This is a genomic window from Anaeromyxobacter oryzisoli (assembly GCF_022690765.1).
GTDB lineage: Bacteria > Myxococcota > Myxococcia > Myxococcales > Anaeromyxobacteraceae > Anaeromyxobacter > Anaeromyxobacter oryzisoli.
In genome coordinates, this window is sequence record NZ_JALCZA010000069.1 from 1 (window position 1) to 24,117 (window position 24,117).

Annotated in this window: 24 protein-coding genes, 1 pseudogene and 1 riboswitch; of the genes and pseudogenes, 5 read left to right on the forward strand and 20 right to left on the reverse strand. The window is 74.9% G+C overall.

Annotation, left to right across the window (positions count from 1 at the left end):
* The 5 genes from cpaB to ptsP form a co-directional block, all read right to left on the reverse strand.
* Positions 1-800, reverse strand: an 800-nt coding sequence (cpaB, locus tag MNZ27_RS17920) for a Flp pilus assembly protein CpaB (RefSeq protein ID WP_242395469.1), incomplete at its 3' end; no start/stop codon positions are given.
* 53 nt (positions 801-853) lie between these two features.
* Entirely contained in the window at positions 854-1,249 is a 396-nt protein-coding gene (locus MNZ27_RS17925; RefSeq protein ID WP_242395470.1) for a TadE/TadG family type IV pilus assembly protein, read from the reverse strand.
* Entirely contained in the window at positions 1,249-1,749 is a 501-nt protein-coding gene (locus tag MNZ27_RS17930) for an A24 family peptidase (RefSeq protein ID WP_242395471.1), read from the reverse strand. Before MNZ27_RS17930 ends, MNZ27_RS17925 begins: the two co-directional genes overlap by 1 nt.
* A gap of 75 nt (positions 1,750-1,824) precedes the next feature.
* Positions 1,825-1,992, reverse strand: a complete 168-nt coding sequence (locus MNZ27_RS17935) for a Flp family type IVb pilin (protein ID WP_242395472.1) — start codon at positions 1,990-1,992, stop codon at positions 1,825-1,827.
* Between the two features lie 296 nt (positions 1,993-2,288).
* Positions 2,289-4,769, reverse strand: a complete 2,481-nt coding sequence (gene ptsP / locus MNZ27_RS17940; protein ID WP_242395473.1) for a phosphoenolpyruvate--protein phosphotransferase — start codon at positions 4,767-4,769, stop codon at positions 2,289-2,291.
* Positions 4,770-5,040: 271 nt separating this feature from the next.
* Here ptsP and MNZ27_RS17945 point away from each other — a divergent pair, with 271 nt between their 5' ends.
* Positions 5,041-5,655, forward strand: coding sequence for an OmpA family protein (locus MNZ27_RS17945; protein WP_242395474.1), 615 nt, complete (start codon positions 5,041-5,043; stop codon positions 5,653-5,655).
* Between the two features lie 3 nt (positions 5,656-5,658).
* On the opposite strand, the gene MNZ27_RS17950 is transcribed toward MNZ27_RS17945, so the two are convergent.
* The gene (locus MNZ27_RS17950) at positions 5,659-6,201 is read right to left on the reverse strand and encodes an RNA polymerase sigma factor (RefSeq protein ID WP_242395475.1); all 543 of its coding nucleotides are present in this window, start codon (positions 6,199-6,201) and stop codon (positions 5,659-5,661) included.
* On the opposite strand from MNZ27_RS17950, the gene MNZ27_RS17955 reads away from it, so the two are divergent.
* From MNZ27_RS17955 to MNZ27_RS17970, 4 genes are all read left to right on the forward strand, one after another.
* A complete protein-coding gene (locus tag MNZ27_RS17955) occupies positions 6,181-7,173 on the forward strand; it encodes an ECF-type sigma factor (protein ID WP_277958081.1) in 993 nt (330 codons plus the stop codon). The genes MNZ27_RS17950 and MNZ27_RS17955 overlap by 21 nt on opposite strands.
* A gap of 5 nt (positions 7,174-7,178) precedes the next feature.
* Positions 7,179-8,861 carry a serine/threonine-protein kinase gene (locus MNZ27_RS17960; RefSeq protein ID WP_242395477.1) on the forward strand — a complete coding sequence of 561 codons (1,683 nt, stop codon included), beginning with the start codon at positions 7,179-7,181 and terminating at the stop codon, positions 8,859-8,861.
* A 186-nt stretch (positions 8,862-9,047) separates the two neighbouring features.
* Complete coding sequence (locus MNZ27_RS17965; protein ID WP_242395478.1) at positions 9,048-9,515, forward strand: universal stress protein; 468 nt, start codon at positions 9,048-9,050, stop codon at positions 9,513-9,515.
* A gap of 254 nt (positions 9,516-9,769) precedes the next feature.
* Complete coding sequence (locus MNZ27_RS17970) at positions 9,770-10,795, forward strand: sulfate ABC transporter substrate-binding protein (RefSeq protein WP_242395479.1); 1,026 nt, start codon at positions 9,770-9,772, stop codon at positions 10,793-10,795.
* Between the two features lie 231 nt (positions 10,796-11,026).
* On the opposite strand, the gene MNZ27_RS17975 is transcribed toward MNZ27_RS17970, so the two are convergent.
* From MNZ27_RS17975 to MNZ27_RS18040, 14 genes and pseudogenes are all read right to left on the reverse strand, one after another.
* A complete protein-coding gene (locus tag MNZ27_RS17975) occupies positions 11,027-11,716 on the reverse strand; it encodes a YwaF family protein (protein WP_242395480.1) in 690 nt (229 codons plus the stop codon).
* Positions 11,717-11,865: 149 nt separating this feature from the next.
* Positions 11,866-12,945, reverse strand: coding sequence for a sulfate/molybdate ABC transporter ATP-binding protein (locus tag MNZ27_RS17980; protein ID WP_242395481.1), 1,080 nt, complete (start codon positions 12,943-12,945; stop codon positions 11,866-11,868).
* 7 nt (positions 12,946-12,952) lie between these two features.
* A complete protein-coding gene (gene cysW / locus MNZ27_RS17985; protein WP_242395482.1) occupies positions 12,953-13,933 on the reverse strand; it encodes a sulfate ABC transporter permease subunit CysW in 981 nt (326 codons plus the stop codon).
* Positions 13,930-14,769 (reverse strand): sulfate ABC transporter permease subunit CysT, encoded by an 840-nt coding sequence (gene cysT, locus MNZ27_RS17990; protein WP_242395483.1) that lies wholly within the window; start codon positions 14,767-14,769, stop codon positions 13,930-13,932. The genes cysW and cysT overlap by 4 nt, the downstream gene beginning before the upstream one ends.
* On the reverse strand, positions 14,766-15,485 hold the full coding sequence (locus MNZ27_RS17995; protein ID WP_242395484.1) for a phosphoadenylyl-sulfate reductase: 720 nt from the start codon (positions 15,483-15,485) through the stop codon (positions 14,766-14,768). The genes cysT and MNZ27_RS17995 overlap by 4 nt, the downstream gene beginning before the upstream one ends.
* Before the next feature lie 2 nt (positions 15,486-15,487).
* Positions 15,488-16,765, reverse strand: coding sequence for a sulfate adenylyltransferase subunit 1 (locus MNZ27_RS18000; protein ID WP_242395485.1), 1,278 nt, complete (start codon positions 16,763-16,765; stop codon positions 15,488-15,490).
* Entirely contained in the window at positions 16,766-17,680 is a 915-nt protein-coding gene (gene cysD / locus MNZ27_RS18005) for a sulfate adenylyltransferase subunit CysD (RefSeq protein ID WP_242395486.1), read from the reverse strand.
* A 145-nt stretch (positions 17,681-17,825) separates the two neighbouring features.
* Positions 17,826-18,281, reverse strand: coding sequence for a Mov34/MPN/PAD-1 family protein (locus MNZ27_RS18010; protein WP_242395487.1), 456 nt, complete (start codon positions 18,279-18,281; stop codon positions 17,826-17,828).
* Positions 18,278-19,231, reverse strand: a complete 954-nt coding sequence (locus MNZ27_RS18015; protein ID WP_242395488.1) for a PLP-dependent cysteine synthase family protein — start codon at positions 19,229-19,231, stop codon at positions 18,278-18,280. Before MNZ27_RS18015 ends, MNZ27_RS18010 begins: the two co-directional genes overlap by 4 nt.
* Positions 19,232-19,280: 49 nt before the next feature.
* Entirely contained in the window at positions 19,281-20,249 is a 969-nt protein-coding gene (cysK, locus tag MNZ27_RS18020; RefSeq protein WP_242395489.1) for a cysteine synthase A, read from the reverse strand.
* Between the two features lie 14 nt (positions 20,250-20,263).
* Positions 20,264-21,430: a molybdopterin-synthase adenylyltransferase MoeB gene (moeB, locus tag MNZ27_RS18025; protein WP_242395490.1), complete on the reverse strand. Its 1,167-nt coding sequence runs from the start codon at positions 21,428-21,430 to the stop codon at positions 20,264-20,266.
* 3 nt (positions 21,431-21,433) lie between these two features.
* Positions 21,434-21,709, reverse strand: coding sequence for a MoaD/ThiS family protein (locus tag MNZ27_RS18030; RefSeq protein ID WP_242395491.1), 276 nt, complete (start codon positions 21,707-21,709; stop codon positions 21,434-21,436).
* A gap of 26 nt (positions 21,710-21,735) precedes the next feature.
* Entirely contained in the window at positions 21,736-23,004 is a 1,269-nt protein-coding gene (gene thrC, locus MNZ27_RS18035) for a threonine synthase (protein ID WP_242395492.1), read from the reverse strand.
* Between the two features lie 29 nt (positions 23,005-23,033).
* Positions 23,034-23,108, reverse strand: a riboswitch (SAM riboswitch).
* A gap of 120 nt (positions 23,109-23,228) precedes the next feature.
* Positions 23,229-24,117, reverse strand: a pseudogene (locus tag MNZ27_RS18040) (nitrite/sulfite reductase); the annotation flags it as partial.

Consider the following 24,117-nt stretch of genomic DNA (forward strand, 5'->3'; position numbering starts at 1 on the left):
GGGGCCCGGCGCACGGCGGCGACGCGCGCCACCACCGGGGCCGCCGGTGGCGGGGGCGGGGGCGGCAGCGCCGCGCCGAGGAGGCGCGCCGGGACGGCGCCCGTCGTGGCGATGGGCGCCTCGTCCCCGATGCCGCGGAGCGCGAGCAGGAGCTGCCCCTTGGTGGCCGCGAGGGCGAGCCGCTCGGACTCCTCCGGGGTGACCATCACCGTCGCGACCGTCGCGGGCTTCGCCTTCTCGGCGTCCTTCGCGCGCTGCTCGAGGTCCTTGCCGACCGCCAGGACCTTCACGTCCTGGAGGATGATCTTGGAGACGAAGGGGGCCTCGTCGCGGGGCTTCATCGTCGCGATCACGTCCACGCGATCCCCGGGGTGGAGGAACCCGGCCACCCCGACCACGTCGTCCACCCGGACCGCCACCGCGCGCGCCCCGGGCGCGAGCAGGGTGGCGAGCCCGGCGCGGGCCCCCGCCTCGACCAGCTTGCCCGGCAGCACGGGCTCGCCCTTGGCGATGGGCACCAGCGCGACCCGCCCGACGAGCGTCGCGGGGTTCGTCACGGCGCCGACCGGGCGCGCCGCGGCGGGCCAGTCCACCAGCGCGATCCAGTCCGCCGCGATCGGGCTCGCCACCGGGATGTCCACCCGGGCGACGGCGACCTTCTCGACGGGCACCCGCGCCTCCGCGACCCGCCGGTCCATGTAGCGGGTGAGGAGCGACGCGGCGGCCAGCGCCGCTCCGATCGCGACGACGATGAGCGCGATCCCGAGCGCCGCCTTGCGGCGCCGTCGTCGATCCTTCATCGAAGGAGCCTGCTGGACGTCGCTGCTCATCTCGTCCCCCCTGCACGCCGCGGCTAGCGCCGCATCTCGGCCCTCGCGACCACGCTGGACGGCATCACGCTCGCGAGGAACCCGGTGATCGAGCCGGTCCTGTACTGGATCACGACGATGACCGAGGCGGTCCCCTCGCTCGCCGTGACCGTCGCGCGCGCGACGTCGAGCGCGCCGCGGGTGAGGTAATTCTCGGCCGCGGCCTGGGCGTCCGGCCGCGGATCGCTGCCCGGCGGGATGACCGAGCCCGCCCGCGCCCCCTCGCGCGAGGCGTTCACCACCACCTCGCGGCAGAAGAAGTAGTACCCCCAGTCGATCGCGCCGAGGACCACCAGCAGCAGCACCGGCAGGACGATGGCGAACTCCACCGCCGCGGCGCCCCGCGCGCCGCTCCCCCGCCCTCGTCCGCCGGCGCGCATCACGGCACCCCCACGAGCGCCGCGAGGGCCCCGGCCGCGATGGCGACGCCGTACGGGGCGGTGATCCCCCGACGCGCCGTCGCCGACCGCTCCGCGAGCGCGGCGGTGAGCGGCGTCGCCGGCGCGCGCGGCACGACCTCGCGGGCCCGCGTGAACAGCACGACGGCCGAGACGACGCCCCCCGCGAGCGCCGCGGCCAGGAGGAACACCGGCAACCCCGCGATCCCCACCCACGCGCCCGCTGCGGCCGCGAGCTTGAGGTCGCCGCCCCCGATCATCCGGTTCGACCAGGGCACGGCAAGGAGCCCCCCCGCGATCGTCGCCCCGGCCGCGCCCGCCGCGACCCCCGCGCCGCCGTGCACCATCCACTGAGCGGCGAGGCCGGTCGCCAGGAGCGCGACGCAGAGCGCGTTGGGGATGCGCCGCAGCAGCGCGTCCGACAGCGCGGCCGCGATCAGCAGGACGGTGCAGATCACGGACAGGTCGGTCGGATAGGCCAAGTTCCCCCTCGGCTTCCTCGCGGTCTCGAGGTCGCGAAGCAGGCCCGGCGCGAGACCGGGCCTGCCAGGAGTGAGCTACGCGGCGGGCAGGTTGCCCGAGACCGTGTCGAACGCGGCATCCACCTGCGTCCCGAGCGTCTTGACGATCGCGACGATGACCGCCGCGATCAGCGCGACCATCAGCCCGTACTCCACCGCGGTCGCGCCTTCCTCGTCCTTCCACAGCGCCATCCACCTCGACATGACTATCTCCCTCGGCCGGCCGGCCGAACATCGAGCACTGTCCGTGAATACGGACCATCGGGTGTCGATGAGGGGGACGGTAAGGGTCCACCCGCTCGCCCGCCTAGCCTCTCATGATGGGTCCTCTCATCGAGACACCCGGCGCGCGCTGGACCGCACGGCTCACGCGCGCCGGGGGCTCGCGGGAAATGGCTGTGGCGCAGGGCGGACCGGGCGCTCGTCCCGATCGAGCGCCGCGTGTCGGCCTCGTGGGTTGCCCCGGATCACCCACCGCTCGCCCGCGCGGACACCCTCGGTCAGGGCGCGCCTTCCAGGGCGCGGACCTCGGCCGCGCTCCGGCACGCGACGGCGCGCGCGGCGAGGGCGCGGGCGTCCTCGATCCGGGTCGCGCGGAGCCTCGCCTTCACCCCCGCCACGTCGCGCGCGCTCATCGAGAGCTCGTCCACGCCGAGGCCGGCGAGCAGCACCGCGCCGAGCGGATCGGCGGCGAGCTCGCCGCACACCCCCACCCATCGGTCGTGCGCGCGGGCGCCGGCGACGGTCCGCTCGACGAGCTGGAGGACCGCGGGGTGGAGGCTGTCCGCCATGGCCGCGAGCTCCGGGTGCTCCCGGTCCACCGCGAGCGTGTACTGCGTCAGGTCGTTCGTGCCGAGGGAGAAGAAGTCCACCCGGGCCGCGAGCGCCTCGGCGAGCAGCGCCGCGCTCGGGACCTCGATCATCACGCCCAGCGGGACGGGCGGCGCGCCGAGCGCGTCGCGGACCCGCTCGGCGAAGGCGCGGAGCTGCTCGACCTCCTCGAGGGTGGAGACCATCGGGAACATGATCCAGAGCGGCCCGCGCCGCGCCGCCCGGTAGAGCGCCCGGAGCTGCGGCTCGAAGAGATCGGGGCGGCGCAGGCACAGGCGGGCGCCGCGGACGCCGAGGAACGGGTTCTCCTCGTGCGGGAGCCCGAGGAAGGGCACCTGCTTGTCGCCGCCGATGTCGAGGGTGCGGACGATCAGCGGTCGCCCCCCGAGCGCCGCCACCATCGCCGCGTAGATCGCGTACTGCTCCTCCTCGTCCGGTGCGCGGGGCCGCTCGAGGAACAGGAACTCCGTGCGCATCAGCCCCACGCCGTCGGCGCCGACCTGGATCGCGGCCGTGGCCTGCTCCGGGCGGTTCACGTTGGCCGAGACCTCGATCCGGTGGCCGTCCAGCGTGACGGCGGGCTCCAGGCGCCGGGCGGCGTCGCGGGCCCGCCGCTCCACCTCCTGGGATTGCCAGGCGCGGGCGGACTCGACGTCGGTCGCCGCCGGCGCGGCGTAGAGCCGGCCCGCGTCGCCGTCGAGGATCGCTAGCGTGCCGTCCGGCACCAGGAGGAGCGCGTCGCCGCCCGCGACCAGGGCCGGGACGCCGAGCGTGCGGGCGAGGATCGCGGTGTGCGAGGTGGGGCCGCCGTGGGCGGTGCAGAGGCCGACCACCCGCGCCGGATCCAGGGTCGCCGTGTCCGAGGGGCGGAGGTCCTCGGCGGCGAGGATCGTCCCCGGGTCCACCTCGATGCCGTCGTAGGCGACGCCGAGGAGCTGGCGGAGGACCCGCTCGCCGGCGTCCGCGAGATCGGCGGCGCGGGCGGCGAGGATCGGGTTGTCCACCCGGTGCAGCGTCTCCACCTGCGCGTCCAGGGTCCGCCGCCAGGCCCACGCCGCGCCGTGCCCCTCGGCGAGCCGCGCGGCGACCGCCGAGGTGAGCTCCGGGTCCCGCAGCAGCTCCCGGTGCGCCCGGAAGATCGCCGCCTCGGCCGCGCCGACGCGCTCGCCGGTGTCGATCGCGAGCCGCTCGAGCTCGTCCTCCACCGCGGCGAGGGCGGCCTCGAGGCGCCGCCGGTCCTCCTCCGTCCCCGCGGGCTCGTCCTCCGGCTCGAGGCGCCGCGAGACGTGCCGCCGGAGCGTCCCCACCGCGAGGCCCGGGCTCGCGGCGAGCCCCGGGATCACCACCGGCGAGGCCCGCGGCCGCCAGACCGGCGCCGGCGCCGGCGCCGCGCGCGCCACCGCCGCCTGCGCCCGCTCCTCCGGGACGAGGGCGACGATCGCCCGCCGGAGCGCCTCGAGGGCCGCCCGCGCGTCGGGCCCCCGCGCCGAGACGTGGAGCACCTGGCCGCTCTTCACGCAGAGCTGCAGGAGCGCGACGAGGCTCTTCGCGCTCGCCGCCGCCGCGCCGACCCGCACCTGGAGCTCCGCCTCGAACGCGTTCGCCGCCTCGACCCAGCGCGCGGCCGGCCGCGCGTGCAGGCCCGCCGGGTAGTCGAGGGCGAGGGCGAACCCCTCGCCGAGGTCCTCCGCGGCGGGGACGGGCCCGGCGCGCGGGGCGGCGGCGCCGCCCACCAGCGCGACCACGATCTCCTCGGCGTCGGGGGTCGTCGCGAGCCGTCGCAGCGCCTCGCGGTCGTCGAGGAGCCGCGTGAGCCGCGCGAGCAGCTCGACGTGCTCGTCCGACCGCGCCGCCATCGCGACCAGCAGCCGGACCACCTCGCCGCTGTCCCACGGGATCCCGGCGGGGATCTGGAGGACGGCGACGGCGGTCCGCCGGACGAGGGCGCGGTCCTGCGCGAGGCCGTGCGGGAAGGCGACGCCCGCGCCGAGGTACGTGCTCGCCAGGTCCTCGCGCGCCAGCAGGCTCCGGACGAACCCGGCGTCCACCGCGCCGTCCTCCACGAGCATCCGGCCGGCCTCGGCGATGGCCTCGCGCTTGCCCTTCGGCGAGGCGTCCAGGCGGACGAGGGACGGGGACAACGGCGTCATGCGGCCTCCGGCGGCGCGGCGGGCGTGCGGCCGGATCCTCGCGCGCCCGGGGGCGGGCGCCCACGTCGGTCGGGGAGGCACCCGTTCCGATCCGATGCTGGCCACCGGGAGGCGAGTCCGCACCCCCGTGGAGCGACCCGCCCGGCGGTTGGCCGTGGAGGTCGCGGGGTTGCCTCGCCTGGAGGACCCTTCTGGGTAGGGTGAGAGAGAAGGCCCCGCCGCGCGTAGGAGGGGTACGAGGCACCACACGCCTCCCTGGAGGTCACACCTAATGTCTTCTTGTCGTCAGCTTGCCCTCGCCGCGCTCGCGCTCGGCGCCGCCGCGTGCGCGGGCAACAGCAAGGCCGTCAAGCCCAGCACCGACGTCGTGGACGCGGCTCCCGCCGCGCCGGCGCCTGCGCCCGTCGCCGCCGCGCCGGCGCCCGCCGAGAAGGGGGTCTGCCGCTCCGACGGGGACTGCGCCTCCGGCCAGGTCTGCACCGACAACCAGTGCGTCGCCGCCCCGGCTGCCGCCGTGCAGTGCGAGCCGGCCCGGGTCCACTTCGCCTTCGACTCCGCCCAGCTCGGCGCCGCCGACCTGGAGTCGCTCCGCGCGAGCGCGAAGTGCGTCGCCGATCGGAAGTCGAAGGAGCTGCTCGTCGAGGGGCACTGCGACGAGCGCGGGACGCAGGCCTACAACGTCGCGCTCGGCGCCCGCCGCGCCGAGTCCGTGAAGAAGTACCTGAAGGACCTCGGCGTCAAGGCGAAGCTCGAGACGGTGTCGTTCGGCGCCGAGTACCCGGTCGCCCAGGGCTCCAGCGAGGATGCCTGGTCCCAGAACCGCCGCGCCGAGCTTCGGCTCCCCGGCGAGAAGCGGTCCGACGGGAGCGTCGTCCCCGAGAAGTGACGGTCAGGCGGCGAGCGCCCGGGCCACGCGCCGTGCGTGGGCCCGGGCGTGGCCGACCTGCGCGTTGACGGCCGTGTAGGTCCGCCCGAGCCGCCGCGCGACGTCGGCGATCCGCTCGCCCTCGAGGTCGATCGCCACGAGCGCGTCGCACTGTCCCGCGGGGAGGGCCTGGAGGATCCGGGCGAGATCGCTCCGCGCCTCGGCGCGCCGCCGGTCGGCGTCGGTCCCCTCCGCGGACCGCAGGGGATCGGCGAGGCGGAGGTGGCGGGCCCGGGTGCGCAGCTCGGAGAGCGCCGCGTTGCGGGCGATCACCCCGAGGAGCGCCTCGGGCGTCCCGCGAGCGGAGTCGAAGCGAGGCAGCCCGGAGGCGAGGAACGCCACGAGCGCGTCCTGCGCCCGGTCCTCGACGTCCGGGTGCGTGACCGGCAGGCGGAGGACCGCGGCGGCGGCGAGGCGCGCGTGCTGCGAGAGCGCGGCCCAGCGGGCGGCGTCGTCGGCGCGGGTCCGCGAGGAGTGCGGGACGAGATGTGCGAGTTCGGTGGTCATGTCGTAGAGCTCCGGGGAGCGAGCAACGCCCCTCGAGCGAGAAGCGCCACCGAACGCCCGGCCGGCTACTCGAGCGCCCGCCGAACTGTACTCAACCACTCGCGAACACTCACGAAAAAATCGTCGCCACACCGTGCGCGACGCACCGCGTGCAGGCCGGGTCCCGCCTGGCGTAGGCTGCGCCCTCTACCGGTGGCGGAACACGGCATCGTACAGCAGGCGAGCGTCGAGCAACTCGTGGCCGAGGCCTACGACGAGCTGAGGGAGCGCGTACGCCTGATGAGCCGGGGGGCGCCGCCCACCCTGGCCGGCACCGCCGGGCTGCACACCGCGCTAGAGCAGATCCTCCGACGCCGGACGACGTTCCGCGACCGCCGGCACTTCACCGCGTACTGCCTGTTCCTCATCCGCCGGCTCTGGATCTCGCGCTGGCGCGCCACCGCGCGCCGGACCCGGCGGGAGGCGGCGGCGCTCCTCCCCGTGCTGACCCTCGTCGCCGGCGAGCCGATCGCGCCCGCGCGCGAGGAGGCGCTCACCGTGCTCGAGCTCCTCGACCGGCTCCGCGCCGACCGGCACGTCGCGCGGCGCCGGCGGATCGCGCGCGCGGTCGAGTGCCACTTCGTGGCGGGGTTCACGCAGGCGGAGACGGCGGAGGTGCTCGGCGAGTCGAAGGCGATGGTGCAGCAGCGCATCGCGTTCTTCCTCGCGTGGGCGCGGCTCGCGGTGGCGCCGGACCTGGCGCTCGTGGAGCGCGCCGCCGCCGAGATCGCCGCCGATCGGCGGCTCACGCGCGGGGAGACCATCGGGGAGGTCGCGCGGCGGTTCTACGTCGGCGGCGAGCCGCGCGTGGCCATCGCGGCCGCGCTCGGCGCGACCCCCGAGCGCGTCGAGCGCGACCTGAGCCTGTTCGCGGCGTGGGTCGCGGCGCGCGAGGCGAAGCGGCGCGGGGTGGGGGAGGAGGTGGAGGCGTGAAGGGCATGGGCGCGGATCTGATCGTCGAGGTGGCCCTGCGGCACGACCGGAGCGAGTGGTCCCGGATCGTCCCGGAGCTCTGCGGCGGCGACGCCGAGCTCGAGGCCCTCGTGCGCGCGCTGCTCGCCCACTACGACCGGCCGGACTCGCCGCTGCCGGAGGGACCTTACCCGGTCACCTTGGGGCCGTTCACGCTGGATCGCGAGCTCGGGGCGGGGGCGCACGGCAAGGTCTACCTCGCCCGCCGGGCGTCGCTCGACGGGTTCGTCGCGCTCAAGCTGCTCCGCCCGGGCCCCGGGATGAGCGAGTTCGTCGAGCAGGTGCGGCGCGAGGCCGGGCGGGCGCGGCGCATCCCGAGCGCGCACGTGGTGCCGGTGTTCGACGCCGGCCGCATCGAGGGCGGGCCGTTCTACGTGGAGATGGCGGTCTGCGCCGATCCCGACGAGGAGAGCCCGGGCTCGATTCGGATCGGCCGGTCGCTGCGCGAGGCGCAGCCCGGGCTCGACCCCGGGGAGGCGGCGCGGCTCGTCGAGGACCTCGCGCGCGCGGTGCACGCGGCGCACCGGACGGGGATCGTCCACGGAGACGTGAAGCCGGAGAACGTGCTCCTCACCCCCGAGACCCACCGCGTGATGCTCGCCGACTTCGGGATCGCGACCTCGCTCGCGGTCAGCGTCGCGCCGGAGTCGGCGCCGATCGGCACGGTCGCGTACATGGCGCCGGAGCAGTGGCGCGACCGGCGCGCGCCGTCGCCGTCCTCGGACGTCTACACGCTCGGCGGCACGCTCTACTTCCTCCTCTCCGGCGTCGCCCCGCACGCCGGCCGCGAGGTGGGCGCCGACGCGCCGCCGCGCCCGCTGCCCGCGAGCGTGCCGCCTCGCCTGCGCGAGATCGTGCAGCGGGCGCTGGCGCCGCGGCCGGAGGACCGGCCCGCCTCGGCGGCCGCCCTCGCCGACGAGCTGCGCCGCTTCCGGGCGCTCGAGCCGACCTGGCACGACCGCCGCTCCGTGTCGCGGCGGGTCCTGCTCTTCGCGCGGCGCCACGCCCGCGAGCTCGCCGCCGTCGCGGTGGTGCTCGCCCTCCTCCTGCCCCTGTTCGTGGCCGGCTACCGGTTCTTCGCCGGGCGCGTCGGGGAGCTCGCCGCCGGCGAGGCCCGGCTCCACGGGCGCATCCAGACCCTCGATCGCTCGCGCGCGGACCTGGAGCGCGACGTCGCGCGGCTCGAGGGCGCGGCGGAGTCGAAGCAGAAGGAGCTCGCGCGCACCGAGTCGCGGCTTCAGCAGCTCCCGCGGCTCGAGCAGGCGCTCGGCGCCGCCAAGGAGGAGGCCGCGAGGTCCGAGGCCGCCCTGGCCCAGCGGGACGCCGAGGCCCGGGAGGCCGCCCTCCGCGTCGCCGCCCTGGAGGCGCAGGTCGCGGCGGTGCGGGAGGCGCTCGCCGACGCGCAGTCCCGGGAGCGCGCGGCGCGCGAGGACGGGGCGACGCGGGAGGCCGTCGCCCGCCAGGACGCCGGCCGCGCGCTCGGGGAGCGCGACGAGGCGCGTCGGCGGCTCTCCGACGCGGAGGCGCGGCTGCGGACGCTCGAGCGGGAGCTGCGGGAGCGCGACGCGGCGCTCGCCGTCGCCCGGGCGGCGGAGCGGGAGGCGTTGAGGCGGGCCGCCGCCCTGGCGCCCGCGCCCGGGACGAAGTGATCGCGGCGTCCGGGCGCCCGCTCGCCCTTCGCAGGGGACCCCTTCCGAAGCGACCCGTGCTGCGCCGCTCGCGTCGTGCGACCGGGGCGTACCATTGCGTGGGGCGGAGCGCGTGCACGAGGAACCGGCCGCGGCTTCGCTGGCGGCGGCACCGGGCGTCGCGGCGCGCGCCGCGGGAGGTGCGCCATGACGGAGTGGAAGAAGATCCTGTGCGCAGTGGACTTCTCCGAGCTCTCCCGGATTGCGATGCTGCACGCGGCCGAGCGCGCGCGGGCCGCCGGCGCGGAGCTCACCCTCGTCCACGTCATCCCGAAGACGCACGCGTCGATGATCTCGTCCGACGTCCTCTCGCCGACCGCGGGCGAGGTGACGGAGCAGCGGCTCGAGGAGATGGACACCCGGATGGCGCCGTGGGTGGACGAGGCGGCGCAGGTGTGCGGCGCGCCGGTGCGGTCCCGGATCCTGTCCGGCGACGCGGCCGAGAAGCTGATCGCGTTCGCGCGCGAGGACGGGAGCGACCTGGTGGTGATCGGGACCCATGGGCGGACGGGGGTCGCGCGCGCGCTTCTCGGGTCGGTGGCGGAGAAGGTCGTGCGCGAGGCGCCGTGCTCGGTCCTCGTGGCGCGCAAGTCCGAGGGAACTACCGTCGCCTGATCGATGAGCCGCAGGGCTCCCGCGGCCGGGCCGGGCCGGGCCCGGCCCGGCTCGACGAAGCGAACCGCGTAAAGCGGACCCCGAGCGGCCGGGACACGGACGCAGGGTCCGGTCCCGGGCACCGCGCACGGCCTGGACCTCGTGGATGAATGGAGCGGAGCCTCATCCGCTTGACCGGAGGCCTGTCCGTAATCTAGTGTTCTCCTCCGTTAAAACGGATGCAGCGCCTGGCGGCGCTGCCTCGGAGGAAGCACATGACGACAGGGATCGGCAGGGGGCTCGTCCTCGGGATCGCGGCGCTGGTCGCGGTCGCCGGCGGGCCCGCCCGGGCGGCGGACGGGAAGGCGGCGCACCTCCTCAACGTGTCGTACGACCCGACCCGCGAGCTGTACGAACAGGTGAACGCCGCGTTCGCGAAGCAGTGGCTCGCGAAGACGGGCCAGCAGCTCACGGTGAAGCAGTCGCACGGCGGGTCCGGCAAGCAGGCGCGGTCCGTGGTGGACGGGCTCGAGGCGGACGTGGTGACCCTGGCCCTCGCCTACGACGTGGACGCGATCGCGAAGTCCGGGCTGCTGGCGTCGAACTGGCAGAAGCGGCTGCCCCAGAACGCGTCGCCGTACACGTCCACGATCGTGTTCCTGGTGCGGAAGGGGAACCCGAAGGGCCTCCACGACTGGGACGATCTCGTGAGGCCGGGCGTGCAGGTGATCACCCCGAACCCCAAGACGTCGGGCGGCGCGCGGTGGAACTACCTCGCCGCCTGGGCCCACGCGCTCCGGAAGAGCGGCGGGAACGAGGCGAAGGCCCGGGAGTTCGTGAAGGCGCTCTACCGGAACGTCCCCGTGCTCGACTCCGGGGCGCGCGGCTCGACGACGACCTTCGTCGAGCGCGGCCTGGGCGACGTGCTGCTCGCCTGGGAGAACGAGGCGTTCCTCGCCGTCGAGCAGCTCGGGAAGGGCAAGTTCGAGATCGTGGTCCCGCGCACGAGCATCCTCGCCGAGCCGCCCGTCGCGGTGGTGGACCGCAACGTGGACCGCCACGGCACCCGCGCCGTCGCCCAGGCGTACCTCGAGTTCCTCTACACGCCGCAGGGCCAGGAGATCGCGGCCAGGAACTTCTACCGGCCGCGCGACCCGAAGGTCGCCGCGAGGTACGCCGCGAAGTTCCCGAAGCTCCAGCTCGTGACGGTGGACGCCGTGTTCGGCGGCTGGCAGAAGGCGCAGGCGACGCACTTCGCCGACGGCGGCGTGTTCGACCAGATCTACGCGCCGGGGACGTAGGCGCGTTCCTAGGCGCGTTCGCGGCCGGCCCGCGCGCGCGAGGAACACGAGGGGGAGGGGCCGGGACCGGGCCCCGGAGCTCGCTGGCGCGGGCGCCGGGGCCACTCGTGCTCACGGAACCGCCTCACGCGAGCTTCCTGCGGGATCCGAAAATGCCTCGGGCCTCGAGCGACATGACTCGGCTCCGAGCTCCAAGCCCCCCAGGCTTCAGTCGCGGGTGCTGCGAGTCTCTCACGCTTGGGACGAGGTCCGGCCCGCGACGCGCCGCACCGGCAGGTGCAGCAGCCAGAACAGGCAGAGCGCGATGCCCTCGGCGCCCAGCAGGTACCACGGCCACGGTCCGAACAGGTCGAGGAGCGTGGACGACTCGGGCTTCGCTCGCAGGTACATGTAGTTCGTCCCGAACAGTCCGTCCACCACGCCGACCACCGCGGCGTACGCGTTCACGCCGAGGAGCACGCGCCACCAGGAGCCGCGGCGTGGACGCAAGGCGCCGGTCCAGACGAGGAACAGGATCGAGGCGACGACGCCTCCGTGCGCGAGGAAGAACTTCACCGCGGGGTAGGACGGAAATGGCTCGCCGACGTCGGGCGTGAGGACCGCCATCCCGGAGCCCGCGAGGCCGAGGTAGTAGATCGCGTCCAGGGCCCACGCCCGTGGCTTCACCAGCGTGTACACCGTGAGCCACAGGACGACGTCGCAGAGGTCGAGGGGGAGCCCATGCGGCGGCGCGAGCCACCCGCGCGCGGCCGAGTAGCGGTAGAAGACGAGCTCGTTCACGCCGATCGCGGTCGCCAGCGCGAGGCGGATGCCGCGCGCCGCTCCCGGCCGCCGGCGGCCCCACGCGGCGAGGCCCCAGCCGACGAGCGGGACGCACGCCACGATGGCGAGGTGAAGCGGGCCGAACGACTGGAGCCTCATGCGAGAGCACGAGCTCGTGCTCGGGCTCGAGCTTACCGTCCCGCGGTGCCGCCGGGAGCGCCCCATGGCCGGGCCAAGAAGCCGCCGTCCAAGCGCCCGCCGTGAGTCGCGCGCGCTCGTCCTTCGAGGGGAAGCGCTGCGCGGTCGGGCTACAGCCCGCTCGCGGTGAGGCTGTCCTGCGCCGCGGCCTCGTGCGCCGGGAAGACGCGCACCCTGCGGGGCGAGACGTGGACGGCGTCGCCGGGCGAGAGGGCGAGGGCCTCGCTCTTCCGGACGTCCAGCTCGACCTCGACGGCGTTCCCGAAGCCTGGGGCGGAGAGCTCGACGCGGACGGCGGCGCCGAGCGGGACGAGGCGGAGGACGCGCGCGGCGAAGCTGCCCTTCACCGCGGCGCGGTGGATCTCGAGCTCGTGCGGGCGGACGTAGACGTGGGCGGACCGGGCCTGGCCGGCGCCGGGGGCGGCGAAGACGAGGTCGTTCACGTAGGCGCGGTCGCCCTCGAGGTGGCCCTGGAACACGTTCACCGCGCCGAGGAAGCGCATCACGAACGGGCTCGCCGGCTCCTCGAACACCTGGGCGGGCGTGCCGACCTGCTCGATGCGCCCTGCGTTCATGAGGACCACCCGGTCCGAGACCTCGAACGCCTCCTCCTGGTCGTGCGTCACGAACACGCTGGTGACGTGGAGGTCGTCGTGCAGCCGCCGGAGCCAGCGGCGGAGCTCCTGCCGGACGCGGGCGTCGAGCGCGCCGAACGGCTCGTCGAGGAGCAGGATCCGCGGGCGGGTGGCGAGGGCCCGGGCGAGGGCGACGCGCTGCCGCTGCCCGCCGGAGAGCTGGTGCGGGTACCGGCCGCGCAGCCCGTCGAGCTGGACCAGCGAGAGCAGCTCGTCCACCCGGGGGCCGATCTCGGCGCGCGGCCGCCTGCGGACCTTCAGCGGGAAGGCGACGTTCTCGGCCACCGTCATGTGCCGGAACAGCGCGTAGTGCTGGAACACGACGCCGACGTTGCGCTCGCGCGCGCTCCGGGACGAGAAGTCCTCGCCGTCGTGGTGCACCTCGCCCGCGTCCGCCACCTCGAGGCCGGCGACGATGCGGAGGAGCGTGGTCTTGCCGCAGCCGGAGGGGCCGAGGAGGGCGACCAGCTCGCCCTCCGGGATCTCCAGGGAGACGTCGTGCAGGACCGGGTGACCGTCGAAGGCCTTGCTGAGGCCGCGGATCGAGATGGACATGATGGCCTCAGGCGCCCGCGGGGGCGCCGCGCCGGGCGGCCTCCCGGATCGCGCGGCGCTGCCGCCACTCGAGCGCCTTCTTCGCGACGAGGGTCACCAGCGCCAGGACGAACAGGAGGGACGCGACCGCGAACGACGCGCGGAACGCGTACTCGTTGTAGAGGATCTCCACGTGGAGCGGGAGCGTGTTGGTCACGCCGCGGATGTGGCCGGAGACGACCGACACCGCGCCGAACTCGCCCATCGCCCGCGCGTTGCAGAGGATGATCGCGTAGAGCAGGCTCCACTTCACGTTGGGGAGCGTGACCTTCGCGAGGATCTGCCAGCCGCTCGCGCCGAGCACGTGGGCGGCCTCCTCCTCCTCGACGCCCTGCGCCTCCATGAACGGGATGAGCTCGCGGGCGACGAACGGGAAGGTGACGAACACGGTCGCGAGCACGATGCCCGGCACCGCGAACACGATCTTGATCCCGTGGTCGAGGAGCCAGGGGCCGAGCCAGCCGTGCGCGCCGAACAGGAGGACCGCCATCATGCCGGAGATCACCGGCGATACGCCGAAGGGCAGGTCGATGAGCGAGACGAGCACGCCCTTGCCCCGGTAGCGGAACCGGGTGATCGACCAGGCGGCGGCGATGCCGAACAGCGCGTTCAGCGGGACCGAGATCGCCGCCACCAGGAGCGTGAGCTCGATCGCGGCGATGGCGTCCGGATCGACGATCGCCTCCTTCCAGAGCGCGAGCCCGTCCTTCAGCGCCTCGTGCACCACGACGGACGCCGGGACGAGGATGAACGCGCCAAGGAACGCGAGCGCGAGGCCGATCAGGGCCCACTCGACGACCGGCGGATCCTCCGTCGGGCGCCGCGGGGTCGCGGGACGGCGGACCCGGACGGACGGCGCCGCTGCCGCCGCCGGTGCGGCCGGTGGCTCGGACGCCGCGGCGGTCGCCGGGGCGCGCGCCGCGGTCACGGGGTCGAACGCGCCGATCATGCGAGCCCCGTCCGGGCCCGGGTCCAGGCCTGGAGCCGGTTGATCCCGAGGAGGAGCAGGAACGAGGCGGCGAGGAGCACCACGGCGATCGCCGAGGCGCCCGCGTAGTCGAACTGCTCGAGCCGGGTCATGATGAGGAGCGGCGCGATCTCGGTCCGGAGCGGCATGTTCCCGGAGATGAAGACGACCGAGCCGTACTCGCCGAGCGCCCGGGCGAAGGCGAGCGCGAACCCGGTGAGCGCCGCCGGCACCATGGCCGGGAGGAGCACCCGCCGGAACGTCTGCCAGCGATCGGCCCCGAGGACCGCCGCCGCCTCCTCCACCTCCGGATCGAGGTCCTCGAGCACGGGCTGGACCGTCCGGATCACGAACGGCAGGCCGATGAAGGTGAGCGCGATGGTGACGCCGAGCGGGCTGAACGCAGCCTGGATCCCGAGCGGCTCGAGGTACCGCCCGATCCAGCCGGTCCGCGAGTACACGGCGGTGAGGGCGATCCCGCTCACGGCCGTGGGGAGGGCGAAGGGGAGGTCCACGACGGCGTCCACGAGCGATCGCCCCGGGAACCGGTACCGCGCGAGGACCCAGGCGACGAGCACGCCGAAGACCACGTTCACCGCGGCGGCGACGAGGGACGCGCCGAAGCTGAGGCGGTAGGAGGCGAGCGCGCGCGGCGAGGCGACGACGCTCCAGGCCTGCGCCCACGAGAGCGTCGTCGCGCGGAGCGCCAGGGCCGAGAGCGGCACCAGCACGATCACGCAGAGGTAGAGCACGGTGAAGCCGGTGGAGAGGCCGAAGCCGGGGAGGACGCCCAGCCGGCGGCGCGCGGCGCGGCTCATCGTCCCCGCCGCTCCGCGCCGTGGCGGTCCACGTGCAGCCCGCACTCCTTCTTCTCCTGCCCGCGCCAGCGGCCGGCGCGCGGGTCCTCGCCCGGCTTCACCGGCGAGGTGCACGGCCCGCAGCCGATGCTCGGGTAGCCCTCGTCGTGGAGCGGGTTCGTCGGGACCTCGAGGCGGCGGAGCCGCTCCCAGACCTGGGCGCTCGTCCAGGCCGCGAGCGGGTTCACCTTCGCGAGCCCGAACCGGGGGTCCCACTCGACGACGCGCGCGTGGGCGCGCTCCGGGGTCTGGTCGCGCCGGATCCCGGTCACCCAGGCGCCCGCGCCGGCGAGGCCGGCGAGCTGGCGGCGGAGCGGCAGGACCTTCCGGACGTGGCAGCAGCCGTCCGGATCGGCCTCCCACGGCGGCGTCCCCGCGGGCACGGCCGGCGCGTCGCCCTTCACCGCCTGGATGCGGAGCCCGTAGCGCTCCTCGAGCCGCGTCCACAGCGCGTAGGTCTGCGCGAAGAGGTAGCCGGTGTCGATGGTGAAGACGCCCACGGGCAGCCGCGCGCGGGCGATCGCGTCCACGAGCAGGCAATCCTCCGGGCCGAAGCTGCACGCGAGCTGGATCTTCCCCGGAAAGCGCGCGGCGGCGGCGGCGAGGATCTCCTCGGGCGCCTGCCCCTCGAGCCGGGCGGCCAGCGCCTCGAAGTCCTGCAAGTCGTTCGTGCTCATGGCTAGAGGATCATCCCCGCGCCGACGGTGTCGTTGGTCGCCTCGTCCACCACGATGAACGCCCCCGTCGCCCGGTTGTCGGCGTAGCGATCGGCGGCGATGGGCTGGGCGAGCCGGAGCGACACCCGCCCGATGTCGTTCAGGGCGAGCCCGTCGGCGGGCACCTGCTCGAGCGCGGCGAGGTCCACGCGCCACGCGATCTCGGCGACCTGGGCCTTCGTCTCGCGGGTGGTGTGGCGGACCACGTAGCGGCGCGACCGCGACAGCGGCCGCTCCGAGAGCCAGCAGACCATCGCGTCCACCGCGCGGGTGGGCTCGGGCCCCTCGCCGGCCTTCACGAGCAGGTCGCCACGGCCCACGTCGATCTCGTCGGCGAGCCGGATCATCACCGACTGGGCGCTCGAGGCCTCGCGGAGCGCGACGTCGCCGAGCCGGAGCTCCTTCACCTGGGTGACGAGGCCCGAGGGGAGGACCCGCACCGAGTCGCCGACGGCGATCGTGCCGGACTCGACCCGACCGGCCAGCCCGCGGAAGTCGTGGTGCGCGTCCGTGTGCGGGCGGCAGACCCACTGGACCGGGAACCGGAACGGCACGTCCGCGGCGGCGTGAGCCGCCGGCGCCTCCTCGAGCAGCTCGAGCAGGGTGGGGCCGCGGTACCAGTCGAGGTGCGCGCCGCGCTCGACGACCATGTCGCCGCGAAGCGCCGAGAGCGGGAGGAAGCGGACGTCCCGGATCCCCAGCTTCTCCGCGAACGCGCGGTAATCGGCCAGGATGCGCTCGAAGACCGCGGCGGACCAGTCCACCAGGTCCATCTTGTTGACGGCGATGACGAGGTGCGGGACGCCGACGAGGTGGGCGATGTACGAGTGGCGCCGCGTCTGGGTGAGCACGCCCTTGCGCGCGTCCACGAGGAGGATCGCGAGGTCCGCCGTCGAGGCGGCGGTCACCATGTTGCGGGTGTACTGCTCGTGCCCGGGCGCGTCGGCGATGACGTACTTGCGCGTCCCGGTGGAGAAGTACCGGTGGGCGACGTCGATCGTGATCCCCTGCTCGCGCTCGGCCTCGAGGCCGTCGGTGAGGAGGGAGAGGTCCACCGCCTCGAGGCCGCGGCGGCGCGAGGTGCGCTCGATGGCGTGCAGGGTGTCGGCGAGGATCGACTTGGTGTCGAGGAGGAGCCGCCCGATGAGGGTGCTCTTCCCGTCGTCCACGCTGCCGCAGGTGGTGAACCGGAGGAGGCCGCGGTCGGGCGGCGCCTCGAGGCGTTCGGCGGGGAGCGACATCTAGAAGTAGCCCTCCTTCTTGCGCTGCTCCATGGAGGCGTCCGAGGTCTGATCGTCGAGCCGGGTCGCCCCGCGCTCGGTGACGGTGGTGACCGCGGTCTCGGCGACGATCGCCTCGACGGTCGCGGCGGTGGACTCCACGGGCGCGGTGCAGGTGATGTCGCCGACGGTCCGGAACCGGACCGAGAGCTCCTCGACGACCTCGCCGGCGCGGGGCGGGGTGAGCTCGGTGACCGGCATGAGGGCCGCGCCGCGCCGGACCACCGGACGCCGGTGGGCGAAGTAGATCGACGGCAGCTCGAGCCCCTCGCGGGCGACGTACTGCCACACGTCGAGCTCGGTCCAGTTCGAGATCGGGAACGCGCGGATGTTCTCGCCCTTGTGGATCCGCGCGTTGTAGAGGCTCCACAGCTCCGGGCGCTGGTGCTTCGGGTCCCACTGCCCGAACTCGTCCCGGAACGAGAAGATCCGCTCCTTCGCCCGCGCCTTCTCCTCGTCGCGGCGCGCCCCGCCGATGCAGGCGTCGAAGCCGAACTCGGCGATGGCGTCGAGGAGCGTCACGGACTGGTGCCGGTTGCGGGGCTCGAGCGGGTGCGAGAGCACCACCTTGCCGGCCCGGATCGAGTCCTCGACGGAGCGGACGACGAGCCGCTCCCCGAGCTCCGCCGCGCGGCGATCGCGGAAGGCGACGACCTCGGGGTAGTTGTGCCCGGTGTCCACGTGCAGGAGCGGGAAGGGGAAGCGGGCGGGCCGGAACGCCTTCTCGGCGAGCCGCAGGAGGCAGATCGAGTCCTTGCCCCCGGAGAACAGGAGCACCGGGTTCGAGCACTGCCCGGCCACCTCGCGGAGGACATGGATCGCCTCCGCCTCCAGCCAGTCGAGGTGCGAGAGCGCCTCTCTCTTCGCGAGCGACACGGATCAGGACCTCGCGCCGCGCGGCGGGCGGCGCCTCGCCGGCGTGCGCCGGGGGTGTGGATGAGCCTCTGACATAACGGATTGGATGCATCCTAGATAACGGATGCACCTCCGTCAAGGGTGGGGCGCGCGTCCCCGCCGCGGGTCAGGCACCAGCGAGGGACCGCTCCACGAACGCGCCGCCCTCGAGGACGTAGCGTCGCCGCTCGGTGACCTTCCCGCCGCGCACCCCCAGCACGAGGTACTCGACGCCGGGGAGGAGCGGCTGCCCGTCCACGAGCGCGTCGGCGCGGTCCTTCTCGGAGAAGTACGCGCCGACCTCGACGTGCGAGTGCCACACCGCGACGAGCTCGCCGCGCCCGTCGGCGAGCGACTCGTGCACGCGGAGCTGCGCCCGCGGGTCCATGAGGTACGAGGTGCGGCTGGTGCGGGGGAAGCGCTCCGGATCGCGCTCGTGGTAGCGGTCCGCCACGTTCGCCACCGGCACGACCTCGAGGGCGCCGCCGCGCCGGACCACGAACCCGCACACCTCGCGGTCGGGGTCCGCCTCGCAGAGCGCGTCCAGCGTGGCGAGGAGCGGCGGAGCGTAGGCGCCGGTCACCAGGCGATCCTCCGCTCGAAGCGGCGCGGCTCGAAGTAGCGATCGGCGCGGTCGGGCAGCACCGTCACGACGTTGCCGGCCTCGCCCGCCTCGGCCATGCGGCGCGCGACCCGCAGCGCGCCCGCCACCGCCGCGCCCGCGGAGTGTCCGACCCGGAGCCCCTCCTCGCGTCCGAGCCGCTCGGCCATGTCCCAGCCCTCCGCGGTGGGCATGGAGATCTTCCCGTCCAGCTCCGCCTCCCGGTAGATCGCCGGGACGATCGAGCTGGCCATGTGCTTCAGCCCCTCGAGGCCGTGGAGCGGCTCCGCCGGCTCCACCGCGTAGCAGCGGACGCCCGGAGAGAGCGCCCGGAGCCCGCGCGAGGTCCCCATCACCGTGCCGCCGGTGCCGATGCCGGCGACGAAGGCGGCGACGTGGCCGTCGAGCGCCTCGGCGATCTCGACGGCGGTGCCGAGCGTGTGCGCGCGGGGGTTCTCCTCGTTGCCGTACTGGTCGGGGTAGAACCAGCGCGCCGGGTCGGCCGCGACGAGGGCCCGGACCTTGCGGATGGCGCCGTCGGAGCCCTCGAGCGGATCGGAGAAGATCAGCTCGGCGCCGAACGCCCGGGTGATGCGCTTGCGGGCGGCGCTCACGTTGGAGGGCATCACGAGGGCGCAGCGGAGCCCGAGCGCGGCGCAGATCCAGGAGTAGGCCACGCCGGTGTTCCCGCTGGTGGAGTCCACCAGCGTCTTCCCCGGCCCGAGGCGGCCGGCGGCCAGCGCGGTCTCGATCATCCGCAGCGCCGCCCGGTCCTTCACCGAGCCCCCCGGGTTGGCGAACTCGCACTTGGCGTAGATCCGGATCCCGGGCAGGTCGGCCCCGATGCGCCGGAGCCGCACGAGCGGCGTGTTCCCCACGAGCCGGGCGATGGAGTCGGCGGGAGCGGGGCCGTGGCGGAAGGCGGGCGTCATGGCGCCACCCGCTTGCGCCGCAGCAGCTCGATGCGAGTGGGGGTCGCCATCACGACCGGGCCCCCTCGAACCACTCCGCGAAGGAGAAGTAGCGCTCGCCGGTGTCGGCGAAGAAGGTCGCGACCACCTTCCCCGGCCCGAGCTCCCGGGCCACGGCGAGCGCGGCGACCGCCGCGGCGCCGCTCGAGACGCCCACCAGCAGCCCCTCCTCGCGCGCGAGCCGTCCCTTCATCGCCCAGGCCTCCTCGTCCCCGACCGCGATCACCCGGTCGTACGCCGCGCGGTCGAGGACCGCCGGCACGAACCCGGGGCCGAGCCCCTGGATCCGCGTCGGGCCGGGCGGACCGCCGGAGAGGACCGCGCACGCCGCGGGCTCCACCGCGATCACCGCGACGCGGGGGTGCTCGCGGCGGAGCACCTCGGCGACGCCGGTGAGCGTGCCGCCGGTCCCGACCCCGACCACGAGCGCGTCCGGCGCCAGGTCGAGCGCGCGGAGCTGGGCCGCGAGCTCGGGGCCGGTGTGCGCGCGGTGCGCGTCCGGGTTGGCTGGGTTCGCGAACTGCTCGACCAGGAGGGCCCCCTCGCGCGCCGCGAGCTCCCGGGCGCGCGCGACGGGCGCCGTCATCGCCTCCTCCGCCGGGGTCAGCACGAGCTCGGCGCCGTACGCCTCGAGCATCTGCCGGTGCTCGATCGAGGTCGAGTCGGGCAGCACCAGCGTGAGCCGGTAGCCCTTCACCGCGCAGACGAGCGCGAGCCCCACGCCGGTGTTGCCGCTCGTGGCCTCGACGACGCGCCCGCCGGGGCGGAGCCGGCCGGACCGCTCCGCCGCCTCGATCATCGAGACCGCGATCCGGTCCTTCACGGAGCCGCCCGGGTTGAACGACTCGAGCTTCGCGTAGACCGCGGCGGCGTCCGGCGTCACGACGCGGCGGAGCCGCACCACGGGCGTGCCGCCCACCGCCTCGAGGATGCTCTCGAGCGGGGGCGCGGCGCGCGGGCGAGGAGGGGGAGAGCCCATCGTGCGGAGCAGTGCTAGTACCGCGGGACGGTGGGATCGATCTCCTCGCTCCAGCGGAGGATCCCGCCGGCGAGGTTCCAGACCCGCTTGAAGCCGGCGGCCTGGAGCTGCCGGACCGCCTTCGCGCTCCGCACGCCGCTCTTGCAGTAGACGACCACGTCCCGGGCGCTGTCGAGCGTCCGGAGCGTCTCCGCGAAGGACGAGAGCGGCGCGAGGCGCGCCCCCTCGATCCGGCCGATCTCCCACTCGTGCGGCTCGCGCACGTCGATGAGATCGAACGCGTCCTTGCGGCGCCGGCGCTCGTCCAGCTCCGCCGGCGTGATGGTCGGGATCCCGTCCGTCACGTCCTCCTGCCCGCGCAGGCCGCAGAACTGCACGTAGTCGACGAGCCCCTTGAGCTCGTGGGTGCCGCAGGCCGGGCACGCGGGGTTCTTCCGCAGCTTCACCGTCCGGAAGCTCATCCGGAGGGCGTCCACCAGGAGCAGCCGCCCGACGAGCGGCTCGCCCGCGCCGACGATGAGCTTCACCGCCTCGGTCGCCTGGACGAGGCCGAGGAGGCCGGGGAGCACGCCGAGCACGCCGCCCTCGGCGCAGGAGGGGACGAGCCCGGGCGGCGGCGGCTCGGGGTAGAGGCACCGGTAGCAGGGGCCGTCGGTGGTGCAGAACACGGTGGACTGCCCCTCGAACCGGAAGATCGACCCGTAGACGTTGGGCTTGCCGAGGAGGACGCAGGCGTCGTTCACGAGGTAGCGGGTCGCGAAGTTGTCGGTCCCGTCCACCACCAGGTCGTAGTCCTTCACGATGTCCAGGGCGTTCGCGCTCGTGAGCTGGGTGTCGTACGGGACGACCTTCACGTGCGGGTTCACGTCGTGGATCCGGTCGCGCGCCGACTCGACCTTCTTGCGCCCCACGTCCTTGGTGCCGTGGATCACCTGCCGCTGCAGGTTCGTCACGTCCACCACGTCGAACTCGACGAGGCCGAGCGTGCCGACGCCGGCCGCCGCGAGGTAGAGGCCGATGGGCGAGCCGAGGCCGCCCGCGCCGACCATGAGGACCCGCGCGGCCTTGAGGCGGCGCTGCCCCTCGACGCCGACGTCGGGGATGATGAGGTGGCGGCTGTAGCGGAGGATCTCCTCCTGGTCGAGCGAGGGGAGCTCCGAGGCGGGACGACCGATGGACACGAGTTACCCTCCGGCGATGGCGGGGACGACGACGATCTCGGCGCCGTCCGCGACGGGCGTCGCGAACCCTTGCTGGAACCGGATGTCCTCGTCGTCGAGGTAGAAGATCACGTATGGGTACGGCTTGCCGTCGGGGCCGCGGAGCCGCGACGCGAGCTCGGGGTGGCGGGAGGTGACGTCGTCGATGACGGCGCCGACGGTGCCGCCCGTCGCCTCGTGGACGGTCTGGCCGCCGGCGGACTTGGCGAGCACGGTGGGGAGTCTGAGGGTGACCGGCATGGGGGTTCGCTCCTTGGTTGGAGTTCTTAGCGCGAGCGCTCGACCAGCGCCGCGACCTCGCGCAGCTTCGGCGCGACGACCGGGCTCTCGGGGAGGGCGGGGAGGACGGCCTCGACGGTCTTCAGCCCGTTTCCGGTGACGCAGAGGACGAGCTCGTCCGACGGCCGGAGGGCGCCGGCCCGGGCCAGCTTCAGGGCGGACGCGACGGTCACGCCGGCGGCGGTCTCGCCGAACACGCCGGTGGTCTCGGCCAGGAGGCGGATCCCCGCGACGAGCTCCTCGTCGGTGACGGCCGCCGCGGCGCCGCCGGACTCGCGGATCGCCTTCGCGGCGAACCGGCCGTCCGCCGGGTTCCCGATGGCGAGCGAGCGCGCGATGGTCCGCGGCTGGACCGGCACGATCTGCTCGCCGCCGCTCTCGACCAGGTTCACGATGGGCGCGCACCCCGTGGCCTGCGCGCCGTACACGCGCGGGGCGGGACCGTCGAGGAGGCCGGCGGTGCGCAGCTCGCGGAAGCCCTTGTCGAGCTTCGTCACGAGCGAGCCCCCGGCCATCGGCGCGATGATCGCGTCCGGCGTCCGCCAGCCGAGCTGCTCGCCGATCTCGAAGGCCATCGTCTTCGAGCCCTCGCCGTAGTAGCTGCGGAGGTTCAGGTTGACGAGGCCGAAGCCGAACCGGTCGGCCACCTGGGCGCAGAGCCGGTTCACGTCGTCGTAGGTGCCCTTCACCCGCACGAGCCTCGGGCCGTAGACCGCCGTCCCGACGATCTTCCCGATCTCGAGGTCCTCCGGGATGAAGATCCAGGCCGCGAGGCCGGCGCGGGCGGCCTGGGCGGCCACCGCGTTGGCGAGGTTGCCCGTGGACGCGCAGCCCACGGTGTCGAGGCCGAGCCCGAGCGCTGCGTTGAGCGCGCTGGCGACGACGCGATCCTTGAACGAGAACGTCGGGTGCGAGGCGGCGTCGTTCTTCACCAGCGCGCGGTGGACGCCGAGCGCCCTGGCGAGCGCGGGCGAGTCGACGAGCGGGGTGAAGCCCACGTCGAGGGAGACGACGGGGGCGTCGAGGAACGGGAGCCACTCCAAATAGCGCCACATCGTCTCCGGGCGCGCCTCGATCTCCGCGCGGGTGGGGAGCCGACGGTGCGGGTCGTACGCGGGCTCGAGCGGCCCGAGGCAGCGCTCGCAGACCGCCACCGCCGAGGGCGCCGAGGGGGCGCCGCACAGGCGGCAGGTGAGGGGAGCGAGGCGTGGACCACGGCGCTGCGCATCGGCGCGCGCCGTCGCGGAGGAGGACATCGATGGCTTCCTTGCCCCCGCCCCGGCGTCGCGCCGCGGTGGGGAGCTTTTTAGCGGTTGGTTTCACGTGGCCGCAATACGCGCAAATCGCCACGGGCTGGGTCGTCGCTCCGGGCCGGCGCCACCGGCGAGGAGCGTGCGAATCCTAGTTAGCGGACGGGATTCCTGTCAAGCGGACGAGCGGAGAAACGTCCGAAATCGCGGATACGGCCGCCCGCCGTCGATCAGGCGGCGCACTCGCTCTCGCCCACGTCCACCTGGAAGCGCTCCGTCGTGCCCGGCTCGACGAAGTCCTCGGGCTTCGCGTCCGCCGGGGCGAGTGCCTCGAGGGGCGCGAGCACCGCCTGGGCCCGCTCGAAGGCGCGCGCGAAGAAGGGGCCCGGCGCCTCGCCCGGCTGGCGCTCGGCCCGCCAGAGGGCGACGAGCCGCTCGATCGCCTCGGGGGCGCGCCGCGCGGGCACCTTCCCGGCGAGCCGCCCGAAGGTCGCGCCCGCGTCGCTCACGCTCCCCCCGACCAGGACGAAGTACTGCGGCGCCGACCGATCGCCGACACGGCGCGCGCTGCCCTGGAGCCCGATGGCGGCGAGGTGGTGCTGGCTGCAGCCGTTCGGGCACCCCGAGGCGTGGATGGGGAACGGCTCCGCGAGCCCGTCGCGCCCGAGGGCGGCCCGCAGGCGGTCCGCGGCGAGCCGGGCGATCGGGCGCGGGCTCGTGACCGCCAGCCGGCAGAGCTCGCCGCCGGGGCAGGCCACGATGTCGTCGGCGGTCCCCGCCGCCCGGACGAGCCCCGCGGCGGCGAGCGCGGCGAAGAGCGCCGGGACCTCGCCGTGCGGGATCCACCGGAGGTGGAGCTGGCCGTCCGGGCCGAGCCGGACCGTGCCGTCGCCGTGGGCGAGGGCGAGATCGGCGAGCACCTCGAGCTGCGCGGCGGTGACGTCGCCCTGCGGCGTCGCCACGGTCACCGCGTCGAACCCGGCCTGGCGCTGGGCGCGGACGTTGGTCCGTCGGAACGCCTCGAGCGCCGCCGGCGGCAGGTCGAGCGCCGGCGCGACCTCGGGCGGGAGCCCCGGGCCGCGCGGGGGCGCGGCGCCCACCCGGCGGGCGATCCCGGCG